We start from the raw sequence: 13,639 nt of genomic DNA, 5'->3' as shown, positions 1-13,639 counted from the left end.
GGCCCAATGGCCGGATTAACCAAAGAGCAGCGCGCCCAGCGTGAAGCGGAAAAGCTTGCAGCTCAGCAGGGTATTGAGCTGGTGGTCATGGTACGTGACACCCCAGAATTCCCTGGCGGCCCGCTGCGCGCAGATGTTCATCCTGATGAAGTGGATAACTGGCTGGCGCTGGACTGGCGTCTGGAGGAATAACCATGCTGGTTGCCGATCCCAACTCTCCAGGCTTCAACAGCTACGCCAGCGTGTCAGACCTGCGGGCATTTGCTGCCGGGCGCGGATATAGCATTCCTGCAGATGATGGTGAGTGCGGCCAGATGCTGATGCAGGCGATGGATTATCTGGAAGGTAAGTCATGGCGCGGGCAGCGCAGCGTTGCTTCACAGCCGCTATCTTGGCCTCGCTCTGGCGTTCGCTTCGATGGTGTTGACCTGCCGGATGATGCTATCCCACAGCGGTTGGTTGACGCGCAGTGCCGCCTGGCTATCGAGTCGCAGGAGATTGACTTAATGCCTTCGGTTGCCGGTGGTGGTGCGGTGACGATGGAACGTGTCGAGGGTGCTGTGACTGTTCAGTATGAAGTGGGCACCAACAAGGCGGCGCCGTCATTCCCTTGGTTCTATTCCTCGCTGCGCGGGCTGGTGGTCGGCGGCAATCAGATCCGTATCGAAAGGGGCTGATATGGCAATTAGCTATCTGCGCATGCGCGCGACCGCAACCCGGCTGCTGACCGAGAACGGGAAGGTATACCAACTAACCCGCGGCGGAAGCACCATTCGAGATCAGTTCGGCAAGGAGGTCACAACACCTGCAGTAACAGCTACCGTCACCGGCGTTATCACCGAATACTCCTCTCGTGAAATAGATGGCTCTCTGATTGCTACTGGCGATAAGAAGCTGGCAGCCACAGCCGAAACGGAAGTGCGTATTGACGACCGCATCGAGATCGACGGCAAAGCATGGCGGGTGGTGCAGCCTAATCCGGTTAAGCCTGCCGATGTACTCATCTCCTACAACATCCAACTGAGGGCGTGACTATGGCCAGTTCTGCTAATCAGCCGTTCCTGGCTGCCATTCAGTTATTTGTGGATAGTTCGAAGCAGGAGATGGATCAGGTAGTGCGCCGGACGGGCATTAAAATCCTCGCTCAACTGGTTGAGATGTCCCCTGTGGGCCAGCCGGATATCTGGCAGGTCAACCAGACCGCGACAGCGTATAACACTGCGGTACGGGAGCATAACGCGGCGCTTCGCGATGACCCAGCCAACCTGACCAAGGCAGGGCGACTTAAGCGCGGGTTACGCATCAATGACTCGATGGATATCAAGAAGCCTGAGGGCTATGTCGGCGGACGCTTCAAGAACAATTGGTATGTGGGGTTTGATAGCCAGCCGCCCCAATCCAATGATACACCGGATGCTTCCGGACAGGGTTCCAACTCCCGCGGTCTGGCAGTGCTCGAGGTGTTCAGGGTGGGACAGGTCAGCTCGATTTACTTCACAAATAACCTGCCATATGCGGCAGCGCTGGAAAACGGTCATTCCGGTCAGGCACCCGGTGGCATGGTGGGCATTACTGCGCTGGAAGCTGCGCAACTGTTCCGCGAGGCAATGAGCGAGGTGCGCAATGGTCGGTGACCAGTCAATGCGAATTTCCGAGTTACTGGAGAGCCACGTCGCGGTTATCTGCTCATCACTTGGGCTGCCAGTGGCCTGGCCGAACATCGCGTTCACTCCCCCGGATAATGCGCCATACGGGCGTGTTTATATCTTACCGGCGCAAACCGTGGGGCAGGATCTGGGAGGCCAGCTGCGTACGTACCAGGGCATTCTCCAGATCAACATCATTGCGCCAGCAGGAAGCGGCGTGACGCTGGCCAGGGGACTGGCAACGTCTGTCGCAGATGCCTTCCCCGAAGGACTGCCACTGGTGGATGGGGATTTGACGGTTTACATCAATGGCCCGCCGCAGGTGCGCCAGCCTATACAGGATCGCCCAACCTCAGCACCCAACGGCAGCAGTGGCTCCATCACTTACACCACTCCCGTCAGCATGCAGTACCGCGCTGATTACTGACCCGCTACTCGGCGGGTTTTTTATTCCCTAAATTCAGGAGAATGCAATGGCATTCGCAATCCCTAACGGGTCACGTGTGAACGTGGCCAAGGCCTATCTTGCGCCGATTGTCTTCACAGCAGCATCCAACGCGACGGAATGCGAACTGACCGTTGCCTCCGCCGCAGGGATCCTTGCGGGCGATGTCGTCCAGGTGAGCTCTGGCTGGCTGAAACTCGATAACATGGTGCTGCGCGTGAAGTCTGTAACCAGCACCAAGATCGTGCTGGAAGCATTCGATACCACCGACACCACAAAGTATCCGGCGGGCACCGGCGCGGGCACGCTGCGCAAAATTGATTCGTGGATCACCATGCCCCAGGTCATGACTTTATCCACCGAAGGCGGCGATCAGCAGACCATCAGCGTGCAGTTCTTGGAGGATGATAAAGCTCGTACCATCCCGACGTTCAAAAACGCCGTGGTTCAGGTCTACACCTTCGCTCATGACCCGCAGTTGGCAATCTATAAGCGCCTGATTGACCTGGACGACTCCAGTGACACCACCGCTGTCTGGTTCCACAACCCACGTGGCAAAGCAGATCGTTATTACTCTGCGAAGGTATCCTTCCAGCGTGTACCACGTACCGAAATCAACGCTGTGGAAAGCAACGAAGCGCGCATGAACTTCGAATCGGATATGCAGATTTACCCGATTGCTGATTCATCTGTTCTGCCACTTGCGTTCCTGACCGACCTGCCGACTACCAAAACGGTAGCCACTGGCGCTGCTCTGGATCTGGCTGTTGTGATGCAAGGCGGTTCAGCACCTTACACATACGTGTGGAAGAAGGGCAGTACTGCTCAACCAGGTAAAACAGCCTCGACGTTCAATACCCCCTCTGTTGTATCCGACGATGCTGGTTCCTATACCTGCGAAGTCACCGATGCTGCAGGGAAAACCATCACTTCAGCTGCGTGCGCCGTCACTATCAGCTAACCAATTTAGCCCGGTTCGCTGGGCTAAAAATATGTATCCCATGTGCCAATGTATTGCAGTTGGAATTCGCTGGATGCCTCTGAAATTGCTTTCGAATATACTCACCAAAAAAGAGAGGTTTTATGGATGAGAAAGTGATGGCATTGGCAACGCTCCAAGCAGCTCAGGAAGCTGCGAATTGGGCATTTTGGTCGATGATAGGGACATGGGTTGCGGGTATAGCGACCTTTTTGGCTGTATGTGTTTCCCTTCATCTGGGGCTAAAAAAGCCTAAAGCGCATATTAGTTGCCGAGTTAATGTCGGTATAACGTGGCAAGGACCTTATCAAAAAAAAGGGGTGACAATTGTTATTACAAACCTTGCACTTCATACAGTAAAAGTTACTTCTATAAATTGGACATTCAAAAAAGATATTACGTTTTATCAACCATTCCACTCTCCTTTATCAATGCAATTACCTCAAAAACTAGATTACGGTGAGCAGGCCACTTTTTGGATAGATATTGATGGCAACTCAGAATGGATTGAAAAAATAGCATTAGGTTTGAAAGAGCAAGATGCCAACCCCAAAGATTTTAGATGCGTAATCAGTGTGACTACTGGCGAAAGTTTCACATTTGAAATCGAAAAAGCTTTGATGGATAGAATTACAAGTAGTTACCATCAGATTTCAAAGACTGAAAGCCACCAGACATAAGGTGACTTTTTAAATGTAATGTACAAGCTACATATATCCAATTTAAGACCCGCTCCGGCGGGTTTTTCTTTTTTTAAGGAACTGAGATGACCAAATTCTCCCTGATCCCTAACCCGACATTTTCCGTTACAGCCAGTATCCCACGCGCTGGCGCCGAAGACGGCAAACTGACCTTCACCTTCCGCCATAAGACGCTGGAAGAGCTGCGCGCCCTGGATGAGAAGTTGCAGAAAGCAGCTGAAGGTAAAAAATCCCCCGTCGAGATGCAGACCAACTACTTGATGGAAATCGTCGATAGCTGGGCGCTGCCGGATGAATTCAACCGCGATAACGTGATCATCCTGCTTAAGAACTACCCGCGTGCGTTCGACAGCATTGGCCTGGCTTATACCAAAGAACTTATGGGCATCCGCGAAAAAAACTGAGGCAGGTCGCTGCAGCGATGTATACGCCGGGACCGACACTCGAGGAGCTACAAGCTTTTGGTTTGATGCCTGAAGACGTGGAGGAAGAGGTGGGGATCCTGCCGTCGGTATGGAAAGCCTTCACCATCTTCTCCACGCTGGCGACCCAATGGCGCGTCGGTGCGAGCGGTGCAACCGGTCTTGATTACAACGTTCTCCCCTGGATCTTTGAGTTACACGGGGTTGAAGATGCGGCGGCCTGTATGGCTGACCTTCAAATCATGGAAAGCGAGGCACTTAAGGTAATGCATAAGGAGACGAAATAATGTCAGACCAAATCGCCTCGATTACTTTGCGGGCTGATGTATCCGATCTGAAAGCAGCCAGCAATGAACTGGATAAACTCGGCGAAGCGGCAGCAGGTGCCGTCGGCAAAGCTGATGACCTTAACAGCGTATTTCGCGCGGGTGCTGAGTCTGCGAAGCAGGGCAGCGAAGGTATCAAAGAGCAGCAGGCTGCACTGAAAGGCCTGCTTGAGAATATCGATCCGGTAAACAAAGCACTGAACCGGCTGGACGAACAACAGGCCGCGCTGCGTAACTTCCAGACCAAAGGCTTTCTGGATACCGATGATTTTCAGCACTACAACAAAATCCTGGACGACACCCGGCTTAAGCTGACGGATGCCGGCGAAGCAGCTGCGCGTGCCCAGGCAGAACTCGCGACCACTCAGGCGGCAGAGAAGCAATCAGCCGCGCTGAAAAACCTGCTGGGTTCAATCGACCCGACGATCCGCGCATTCAACTCGCTGGACGAGCAGCATGCGCAGCTGGTGGCACACTTCGAAGCGGGGCGCATTAACGGCACCCAGTTCGAGCACTTCAACACCATCCTCAACCAGACGCGTGAACGGCTCTCTGGCGTGGCTGACGTGCTACCTGAGGCGCTGTCCCAGCAGGAGTTAGCTGCGCGGCGGGCTGGTATCTCTGTGGGCCAGTACAGCGCCGCAATGCGCACGCTTCCGGCACAGTTCACTGATATCGCCACGCAGCTGGCTGGTGGGCAGTCGCCGTTCCTGATCCTGCTACAACAGGGCGGGCAGATTAAAGACCAGTTTGGTGGGGTTAAAGGGGCTCTAACGGGGGTGGGCGACTATTTACGCACTCTGTTAGGTTTCATTAATCCGGTAACGATAGGTATTAGCGGCCTGGTTGTAGGCCTCGGGGCGATGGCTGTAGCTTGGTACAAAGGCAGCCAGGAAGCCAGTGAGTTTAATAAGCAGCTGATACTCACGGGTAATTATTCGGCCAGTTCGGCGAGCCAACTGTCAGACATGGCTCAAAAAATTGGAGGCTCCAGTGGTAAGGTTGCGGCTGCCGCTCGGACGCTCGCGGAGGTGGTTGGGGCAGGGACGTTTAAAACGGAGCAGCTTGAAACAGTTACCAGGGCGGCGCTGGCGATGCAGGAGGCCACTGGCCAGTCTGTTGACGCCACCATTAAGAACTTCCAAAAGCTGTATGCCAGCCCAACCAAGGCGGCGGAGGATCTTAATTCTACGCTCCATTTCCTTACCTCATCGCAATACGACTACATTTCGGCACTGGAGCGTCGGGGTGATAAAGAGGGAGCAGCAGAGGCGGCTGCAAAAGCTTATAGCCTAGCTGAGCAAAAGCGCAGCCAGCAAATCCTCGACAACATGGGATTAATTGAGAGAGCTGCTGGTAGCGTCAGCAAGGCACTTAAGGGGATGTGGGATGAACTTCTGAATATTGGTCGCCCCGAAGCTCCGAACGACATGCTCCGCAAGATGCAGTCCGAACTTGCTGAGCGTGAGAAAGCCCTGCTTCCAGATAGACAGCGTCAGGGATATGGATATAGCTATGATGCGAGCAGTAACGATCAGGAATATGACGCACGTAGGAAAGCTCAGTTATCAGCGATAAGTGTTTTAAAGGCACAAATAGCGCCACTTCAACAAGCTGCTCAGCTTCAGGAAGATATTAATGTTTCTATTCAGCAAGGAACCGAGGCTGATAACAAGCGAACTAATGCCCTGATTTATCGAAACAGCATCCTCGAACAGTCAGCTACATGGCAGGAAAAGCGCAGCAAGGCCCTGTCTGAACTTTGGAAAAATGTCGCGGCCTCGCCCCGCGACTGGAGCTCAGCACAGCGGCAGCAGGCTGTAGATGCCATTAATAGACAGTTTCATCCGGACAAAACTCCCAAGGCTCCAGCCGTTAAGGTTTCAACAGGTGATCGCTCAACCGACACCTACAATGCTGAGACTCTAGCTCTGCAAGCGCAGCTCAAAACGCTGCAGGATCATCGTGACATCAACGATGTAATCAGCCAGCAGCGTAAGCAGCAGTGGGAGTTAATCTCAAAAATCACCATCCTCGAGTCCACAGCTAACGATCCGAAAGGGCGTGCATTAACTTTCGATGAAAAATCGTTGCTGGCGAACAAAGAGAAACTGCTGGCCCAGGCAGATATTAATGCCGGACTGGGTGATCAAATTGCCAAGCAGCAAAAATTGAACTCATTGGCTGACCAGGCAACTAAGTTCGCCCAGCAACAGTCTGCCAAGCAGGCGGAAATTGCGGCAGCAGCTAGAGGCTTGTCCACCAGAGAGGCTGAAAGGGAGGCGACGCGCCAGCGCCTGACTGAATCCTACGCCTTTAACCAAGACGCTCAGAAAAAGGTTCTCGCAGATCAAGAGGAGACCTATCGGAAAGAAGATGAACTTCGCAGCGACTGGCAGGCTGGCGCAAAGCGGGGCTGGGCCGATTATGCCGACTCAGCAACAAACACGTTTGAAGCAATGCGAAATGTGGCTGGTTCTACCTTCAGTGGTCTATCCGACATGTTGACAGATCTGGTTACTACCGGCACAGCAAGCTTCAAAGACTTCACCAAGTCCATGTTGAAGATGATCGTGCAGGTAACGAATCAGTTGCTTGTGGCTTACGCCGTTCAGGCTGCGATGGGGTGGATTAGCGGTGGTGCTGGTGGCAACACGCCAGGCGGAGCATATGCCAGCGCTGCAAACTCTGGAGTTAGCCTGTTTGATTCCGGTGGTTACACAGGTGCGGGCGGTAAATATGAACCCGCAGGCATCGTGCATAAAGATGAGTTCGTTTTCACCAAAGAAGCCACTAGGCGGATCGGCGTAGATAACCTGTATCGCCTAATGAACAACGGTAATTTAGGCCGTTACGCTTCTGGCGGGCTTGTTGGGGGAAATCAGGCTGGAGTGTCAGACTCTGGTGTGCCAATTATCAGCGTCAGTTTTGGTGACATAAACATTGGTTCAGGCGGACAGGTCAATACAGGGGGCTCAGCAAATGCTGCAGCTATTGGCAGGCAACTCAACGATGCGATGATTGACACCATTAATACTCAAGTAAGAAAACCAGGCACTCCGCTGTGGAATGCCGTGAGAGGGAAATACTAATGAAAATTGCAGAAGTAAAGGTCTCTGATGTTGTTTGGTATGCCAACGAAAACGGAAAGGCGATCAGTGCCTTCGTGACATTCTATGGCCCAGACGATTGCACTCGCATTGCAAGTGTCCCTGTTAACCTGCCATATCAGCTAGACCTGACCCTTAAACAAGTTGAAGAGCTTGCTATTGCCACTGCTAAGGGTACGCTAAAGGTGGTCGCTACTAGTTTCTGATCGTTACATCCCTATCTCCCATGGTTATCATGAGAAAAAACATGATAATCATGGGGATGATAATGAGAAAAATGTTTTGCTTAAGTTTGGCCTGTATTGCACTTACTGCGTGTAAACCTTCAGAGGAAAAAGCACTACAACTCGGGCAACAAGAAATTGCAAATGGGTTGATGGATCCCGATAGCGCCAAATTTAAAATGGTTAGGTTCAATTTGGACAAAAACCAGCAGTCCGGGGATGTTGTGAGCGGTTTCGTATGTGGCAGGGTTGCTGGGAAGAATGGGTTTGGTGCGTATGTTGGCTATCATCCTTTCTATGTTCATATCAAGATGACTCCCAAAGGGGCGTTTTCTAAAGGCGTGAATTATGAGATCGGAGAAAAAGCGATATACCCCGATGGAAGAGATGAGTCATGGATAGATCTTGACGGAAACTCTTATGTTAGCCGCTGCGGTGCCACACCATCCGAATGAGTTTATGTAGAGCCGACTAACCACCACCATTCAACCGAACTCAAGCCTCGCTAGCGCGGGGCTTTTTTACATCTATAGCCGAGAGGCAGCCCACTCAGGTGGGCTTATGATGTGTGATTTGTGAAAGTCGTCACATTATCAATCTTTGGTTAAAAAATAACTTCTGGGTGTTTTTCATAACCATATCTATTCACTGCTATTCATATAATAAAAACATAACACTTAACTGTTACACGCTGATTTGACAGAGTTTTTTACTGACGCTTTAATCACGTCTGTAGGTGCTCTTTAACAGTTAGATTGTCTATAGGTAGTATTTACTCTGGGATCTCAATTAGGAAACCAGCGTTGTCAAAAGATTTGTCAGGGACGATGAACCCAAGCTCATTCAAGCTATCGAACGTACGCTTCAAGACGTAATAGAAGTCATCCTCGCTTAGTTCTTCCAGCTCAAGGTCCGTAAGATCTATGTGAAAGCCTTTATGCCCCATCCTGGCCTTCTTATTAATCTCCGCGAAAGTACGTTTGAATATGATGTCGGATAACTCATCTTTGGCGCTGGCGACGATTTTAATTACATCTTGGGCTGAAAGCACCTCATCATCTGCAAGCTCAGAAAGGTATGTTCTCTCAAGTCGTTGCACAATTTCTGCATTCATTGAACGACTATTGGCTTTGGCAGATTCTTCAATTTTCTCTTTTAGTTCAATTGGTAGCCTGATTCGTAACTGCGGATCTTCTCTGCTCATGTTATGTGTTTAACCTACCAAAATTTACAATATGTAAATTATGCCCCACGGTGGGGTTGACAGCAATGACGCACGGTGTGACACTCTAGTTATTGCCTCACGGTGGGGCATTTGGAGGGGTTATGGAAAAAGCAAAAGATATGTATCAGCGCAAGGTGCGCTTCCCAGAGGATGTGCGAAAAGCGATTGAACGTAATGGGGAAGATGAGTGTCGTCAGTTCAATACAGAGTTGATTTATCAGTTGCGGAAGATTTACGGGCTTAGTGGTGAGAAAAGTGTTCAGGCTTGAAAACAACGAAACCCCGACTACTTGCGATAGCCGGGGCTCCTTATCGAACAAATCCCAGACAGGAAATATCGACATGAATATCGTAGCAAAATCAGATTATAACTTCCACGGTATTGATTTGGTGCCGGTTGCCAATCAGCAGGATGTTTGGTTCACATCTGCCGACTTAGCGGCTGCGCTGAAATATAAAAGCGCAAAGTCAATAACTAACCTCTTCAACCAAAATGCAGATGAATTTACGGACGGAATGACTCAGGTCATTGAATCAGTGACCTCAGGGAACTACCGCAAAAAGGTCCGTGTTTTCTCACTTCGTGGGGCTCATCTGATTGCTATGTTTGCCCGTACTGACATTGCCAAAGAATTCCGCCGCTGGGTGCTGGATATTCTTGATCGAGAGGTTGAAGCGACAAGTGTTGAAAATCTTCGTACTGAATTTCATCAACGGGTAATGCTTTACCTTGATAGCAAAGGTGGTGTTATCGGTACGCATCCACTAACAGACGATCAGGTTGTTATGTCTTTTGATGGGTTTGTGAATTTTTTCAGAAGAAAAGGGTGGTTGGTTGCCCCGAAGGAGGACGTTGCAAAAGGATTGATAGGAGCAATACAAAGTTTGCCATAGTACAAAAAGAAAAACCGTCAGTTGGCGCTGACGGTTCACTGAAGTCTAACTACGTATAGGAGCGTATATGACTGGTTTAAATTTAGCAGCAAAAAGATCTAATGTCACCGAGAAAACCATTGACAGTCAGTATTTGCTGGAGATGGTAAATGCCGCACGAAAACAGTGCGGTGAACCGATTGTCCGAAATAATAAGTTTATTGAGAAAGTTGTTGATGAGCTTGATGGGGAGACCTACACAAAAAGTGTAGGTCATAAAAATGGTCAGGACATTGAAGTCATTACAATGTCCATCAAGCAGGCGCTCCGTGTGGCCGCACGCGAGTCCAAAGCTGTTCGCCGCTCCTTGGTTGATAAGCTGGAAGATATGCAAGCGCTTCCGGAAATGCCGAAAAGCCAGTCAGGTATCACCGAATATCGACTGGCAAAAGCTGACCAACTGAAAGCTCAGGCCCTGGAAAAGAATATCGCCAGTGCCCGTGAGATTATGTCTCTGCTGCCGCGCCTCGACCCAATGGCACAGCAGACGCTTACGGCATCGCTAATAAACCCGTTGATCGGCTATGACGCTATACCGTTACCAGTCATTGAAGAGCATTACCGTACAGCTGGCGAGGTTGGCGAAATGCTTGGTGTGTCTGCTCAGAAAATCGGGCGCGTGGCGAATGCTAACAACTTGAAGACGAATGCACACGGCAAATTCTTCTTAGATAAGTCTGCGCACTCCAGCAAGCAGGTCGAGGCATTCCGCTATAACGCTGAAGGTGTCAAGGTACTCCGCCACCTGATTCACGGTGCAGATGTTGCATAGGTTTGAAACATCTTAACTGTAGGCTCCCTTTTTATGAACGGTATTGATAAGTTAATATGTTTAACAGTCAATGAATGGTCTTACAGATGCTCAAATGTAGGGAGTTTAAGGTTTAATGGAAAAATGTGAAAAATGTGGTTGGCAGCTATCATTTAGCGGCGTGGTGAATTGCCTTTGTGACAAAGATAACTGCTTCGGGAAACGCTGTGGCGCTAATGAGTTACATCGTCGTTATAAATGTAGCAACCCAGATTGTGATAATGAAGGTACTCCTAGCGAGACCCTAAGTTATATGAAACGACATTGTGAATAGACAATGTTTATAAACCCAGCTCCGGCTGGGTTTTTTTATGGAGTAAATATGGCCGTTGAGACATACAACTGGCACTCACAACTCGGTGCTGGAGCAGTGGAATACAGCCAGACCATAAGGTCAGCCCAGTTCGGTGATGGTTATGAACAGGTGGCTGATAACGGCATTAACTCGACGGCTATTCAGGTACCGATGAAGCATGTGGGCGCTGATTCTGAAGTGAATACCGTTCGGGACTTTCTCCTGGCGCATACCGTTAAGGCTTTCATCATCACACCGCCGGGCGAAGAGAAGGGGCTGTACCGCGTTGTCGCTGACTCCGTGCGCAAAAACCAGATTAGCAGCAAATTCGCTGAGCTGACATTCACGATTAAGCGCGCCTATGGCGTCAATGCCTGAGGTGGAACATGACAGCATTGATTGATACAGCAGGGATGCTGGCACCAGGTGGCAGAGTACGTCTGGTTGAAGTTGACGCCTCAGAATTTAGCGGCGGTATTCATCGCTTTCATTATTCACCATTTCCTCATTCTCCCGCTGAGATTGATGCTGCGAACGGCGATGAGGCAAAGCTAGGACCAAAACCCATCATCTGGGATGGAAAAATCTTCGATTTCTGGCCCTTCCAGATTTCCGACCTTGCACTGTCAACCGACCAGGCCGCTGAGCCGAAACTTAGCGTGTCGAACCTCGACGGGCATATCACTGCGCTTTGTCTGCAGTTTAAAGATATGGTGAATGCAAAGGTGAGCATCATCGACACCTATGCTGTTTACCTCGATGCCGTGAACTTCCCAGGCGGGGTGAATCCGACAGCAGACCCGACGATGTTCTCCCTGCAGGCCTTCTGGCTGGACACTAAAACCTCTGAAGATGATGAAGTGGTGACGTGGGCGTTGAGTAGTCCTGCAGACCTGCAGAGCCTGGTTATCCCCACCCGTCAAATTACATCGCTGTGCGAGTGGGCGCTGCGCGGCCAGTACCGCAGCGGTGACGGCTGCACCTACAACGGAACAGCATATTTTGATGCAAAGGGTAATGTGGTCGCTGACCCTGCGCTGGACGTGTGCGGTGGTTGCCTGAGCGATTGCCGCAAGCGATTTGGTGCGGGCCTGGCTGAACCCAATACTGCCACCCTCGATTTTGGGGGATTCCCGGCAACTGTTCTCTTCTCCCGATAACCGGACTTCAATATGAACAAAACGATAATGAACGCTATCCGGGTGCATGCTCTGGAGGAATCGCCACGCGAGTGCTGCGGCTTCGTCATCCAGACAGGACGGCGTCAGCGATACATTCCGGTACCGAACAGCCACGAAAACCCTACTGAGCATTTCCGCATTGACGGCGAGCACTGGGCGAACGCTGAGGATGCCGGGACTATTATTCGTGTCATCCATTCCCACCCGGGCGACGGCGCACGGCCTATACCGTCAGACCTCGATCACCAGCAGTGTAATAACTCCGGCGTGGTCTGGGGTATTTACGCGCCGGATAGTGACGAATACGCTGAGATAATGCCGGAGGCGGTACCCCTTATCGGGCGTCCGTTTATCCTGGGCTCAAATGACTGCTGGGGACTGGTAATGGATTGGCATGCCACCCAAGGCGTGATGCTTAACGATTTCCGCGTCGATTACCCATGGTGGGAAAGCCAGTACCCGGACAACCTGTATTTCGACAACTGGGAGCAGGAAGGGTTTATCGAATGCGACCCGTCGCCAGGCTGTATGGTCATCATGCAGGTTGAATCCAGTAAGTGGAACCACGCGGGGATCATTACCGAGGAAGGCGAGCTGCTTCACCATCTGTACGGGCAACCATCCTGCATCACGCCGTATGCGCGAGGTTATTTCAAAGACAGGACGATGATCTGCGTCCGTCATAAATATTTGCCGCAGGAGATTCAGCCATGGCGCGCTTAACCACGATTCGATTGTACGGTGCGCTGGGTGTGCGATTTGGGCGCGTGCATAAACTGGCGGTGCAGACGTCAGCGGAAGCTGTGAAGGCGTTATGCATCAACCTGGACGGTCTGGAAAGTTTCCTGATGAACGCGAAGAAAAACGGAATGACGTTCGCGGTGTTTCGTGGGAAAAGAAACATCGGGGTTGAGGACTATCAGAACCTCTCTGGGAATAGTGACATTCGTATTGCACCGGTTATGGAAGGTGCAAAGAAAGCAGGTCTATTCCAGACCATCCTTGGAGCCGTGATGGTTGTGGCTGGCGTTGTAACCGGCGTTCTTACCGGATGGACAGGTGTGGGGCTCACATTCGCTGCCGGTTTGATAATGTCGGGTAGTTCAATGATGGCCGGCGGTATCTACCAGATGTTATCACCACAACCGAAAGGGCTTCAGAGTCGGAATGATCCGGATAACAAACCAAGCTACGCCTTCGGTGGTTCAGTTAATACCCTAGCTATGGGCAATCCGGTCGCCATCCTTTACGGAGAAAGAGAAATCGGCGGCGCCATCATCAGTGCAGGGATTGTCGCCGAAGATATCTGAAGACTCCTTATCTTTCAATTAGCACCCAATT

Annotated in this window: 20 protein-coding genes; 19 read left to right on the top strand and 1 reads right to left on the bottom strand. The window is 51.0% G+C overall.

The features are described 5' to 3' along the window. Positions 1–6: 6 nt before the first annotated feature. The 12 genes from OGV89_RS06585 to OGV89_RS06530 all read left to right on the top strand — a co-directional run bounded on the left by OGV89_RS06585 (position 7) and on the right by OGV89_RS06530 (position 8,308). Positions 7–192 carry a hypothetical protein gene (locus tag OGV89_RS06585; RefSeq protein WP_048997985.1) on the top strand — a complete coding sequence of 62 codons (186 nt, stop codon included), beginning with the start codon at positions 7–9 and terminating at the stop codon, positions 190–192. A 2-nt stretch (positions 193–194) separates the two neighbouring features. Next, on the top strand, positions 195–677 hold the full coding sequence (locus OGV89_RS06580; protein ID WP_353655505.1) for a DnaT-like ssDNA-binding protein: 483 nt from the start codon (positions 195–197) through the stop codon (positions 675–677). A 1-nt stretch (position 678) separates the two neighbouring features. Next, on the top strand, positions 679–1,032 hold the full coding sequence (locus tag OGV89_RS06575; RefSeq protein WP_286558369.1) for a hypothetical protein: 354 nt from the start codon (positions 679–681) through the stop codon (positions 1,030–1,032). 2 nt (positions 1,033–1,034) lie between these two features. After that, the gene (locus OGV89_RS06570) at positions 1,035–1,634 is read left to right on the top strand and encodes a hypothetical protein (protein ID WP_102190957.1); all 600 of its coding nucleotides are present in this window, start codon (positions 1,035–1,037) and stop codon (positions 1,632–1,634) included. After that, on the top strand, positions 1,624–2,073 hold the full coding sequence (locus OGV89_RS06565; protein ID WP_286558367.1) for a DUF4128 domain-containing protein: 450 nt from the start codon (positions 1,624–1,626) through the stop codon (positions 2,071–2,073). Before OGV89_RS06570 ends, OGV89_RS06565 begins: the two co-directional genes overlap by 11 nt. A 46-nt stretch (positions 2,074–2,119) precedes the next feature. Then, on the top strand, positions 2,120–3,052 hold the full coding sequence (locus OGV89_RS06560) for a phage tail tube protein (RefSeq protein ID WP_286558365.1): 933 nt from the start codon (positions 2,120–2,122) through the stop codon (positions 3,050–3,052). A gap of 122 nt (positions 3,053–3,174) precedes the next feature. Next, positions 3,175–3,750: a hypothetical protein gene (locus OGV89_RS06555; RefSeq protein ID WP_102190954.1), complete on the top strand. Its 576-nt coding sequence runs from the start codon at positions 3,175–3,177 to the stop codon at positions 3,748–3,750. Between the two features lie 86 nt (positions 3,751–3,836). Continuing rightward, a complete protein-coding gene (locus tag OGV89_RS06550; RefSeq protein WP_286558362.1) occupies positions 3,837–4,175 on the top strand; it encodes a phage tail assembly chaperone in 339 nt (112 codons plus the stop codon). A gap of 65 nt (positions 4,176–4,240) precedes the next feature. Continuing rightward, entirely contained in the window at positions 4,241–4,480 is a 240-nt protein-coding gene (locus tag OGV89_RS06545; RefSeq protein WP_286558360.1) for a DUF1799 domain-containing protein, read from the top strand. Continuing rightward, positions 4,480–7,611 (top strand): phage tail tape measure protein, encoded by a 3,132-nt coding sequence (locus tag OGV89_RS06540; protein WP_286558358.1) that lies wholly within the window; start codon positions 4,480–4,482, stop codon positions 7,609–7,611. The genes OGV89_RS06545 and OGV89_RS06540 overlap by 1 nt, the downstream gene beginning before the upstream one ends. Further along, complete coding sequence (locus OGV89_RS06535; RefSeq protein ID WP_123924722.1) at positions 7,611–7,835, top strand: hypothetical protein; 225 nt, start codon at positions 7,611–7,613, stop codon at positions 7,833–7,835. Before OGV89_RS06540 ends, OGV89_RS06535 begins: the two co-directional genes overlap by 1 nt. 62 nt (positions 7,836–7,897) lie before the next feature. After that, entirely contained in the window at positions 7,898–8,308 is a 411-nt protein-coding gene (locus OGV89_RS06530) for a hypothetical protein (RefSeq protein WP_216642492.1), read from the top strand. A 317-nt stretch (positions 8,309–8,625) separates the two neighbouring features. On the opposite strand, the gene OGV89_RS06525 is transcribed toward OGV89_RS06530, so the two are convergent. Next, complete coding sequence (locus OGV89_RS06525; protein ID WP_123924721.1) at positions 8,626–9,057, bottom strand: Arc family DNA-binding protein; 432 nt, start codon at positions 9,055–9,057, stop codon at positions 8,626–8,628. 122 nt (positions 9,058–9,179) lie between these two features. Here OGV89_RS06525 and OGV89_RS06520 point away from each other — a divergent pair, with 122 nt between their 5' ends. The 7 genes from OGV89_RS06520 to OGV89_RS06490 all read left to right on the top strand — a co-directional run bounded on the left by OGV89_RS06520 (position 9,180) and on the right by OGV89_RS06490 (position 13,608). After that, positions 9,180–9,347 carry an Arc family DNA binding domain-containing protein gene (locus OGV89_RS06520; protein ID WP_123924720.1) on the top strand — a complete coding sequence of 56 codons (168 nt, stop codon included), beginning with the start codon at positions 9,180–9,182 and terminating at the stop codon, positions 9,345–9,347. Positions 9,348–9,420: 73 nt separating this feature from the next. Then, positions 9,421–9,972, top strand: a complete 552-nt coding sequence (locus tag OGV89_RS06515) for a BRO-N domain-containing protein (RefSeq protein WP_123924719.1) — start codon at positions 9,421–9,423, stop codon at positions 9,970–9,972. A gap of 67 nt (positions 9,973–10,039) precedes the next feature. Next, positions 10,040–10,783 (top strand): hypothetical protein, encoded by a 744-nt coding sequence (locus OGV89_RS06510; RefSeq protein WP_123924718.1) that lies wholly within the window; start codon positions 10,040–10,042, stop codon positions 10,781–10,783. A 361-nt stretch (positions 10,784–11,144) separates the two neighbouring features. After that, positions 11,145–11,495 carry a phage tail protein gene (locus OGV89_RS06505; RefSeq protein WP_123924717.1) on the top strand — a complete coding sequence of 117 codons (351 nt, stop codon included), beginning with the start codon at positions 11,145–11,147 and terminating at the stop codon, positions 11,493–11,495. An 8-nt stretch (positions 11,496–11,503) separates the two neighbouring features. Then, entirely contained in the window at positions 11,504–12,277 is a 774-nt protein-coding gene (locus tag OGV89_RS06500) for a phage minor tail protein L (protein ID WP_286558345.1), read from the top strand. Between the two features lie 12 nt (positions 12,278–12,289). Then, positions 12,290–13,021: a C40 family peptidase gene (locus OGV89_RS06495; protein WP_286558344.1), complete on the top strand. Its 732-nt coding sequence runs from the start codon at positions 12,290–12,292 to the stop codon at positions 13,019–13,021. Next, positions 13,009–13,608 carry a tail assembly protein gene (locus tag OGV89_RS06490; protein ID WP_286558342.1) on the top strand — a complete coding sequence of 200 codons (600 nt, stop codon included), beginning with the start codon at positions 13,009–13,011 and terminating at the stop codon, positions 13,606–13,608. The genes OGV89_RS06495 and OGV89_RS06490 overlap by 13 nt, the downstream gene beginning before the upstream one ends. Positions 13,609–13,639 lie beyond the last annotated feature (31 nt).

It is taken from the genome of Citrobacter sp. Cf125 (assembly GCF_030333935.1).
In the GTDB taxonomy this organism is placed as follows: Bacteria; Pseudomonadota; Gammaproteobacteria; order Enterobacterales; family Enterobacteriaceae; genus Citrobacter; species Citrobacter freundii.
The sequence above is the reverse complement of the archived record's forward strand: the minus strand, read 5'-3'. Positions and strand labels throughout refer to the sequence as shown.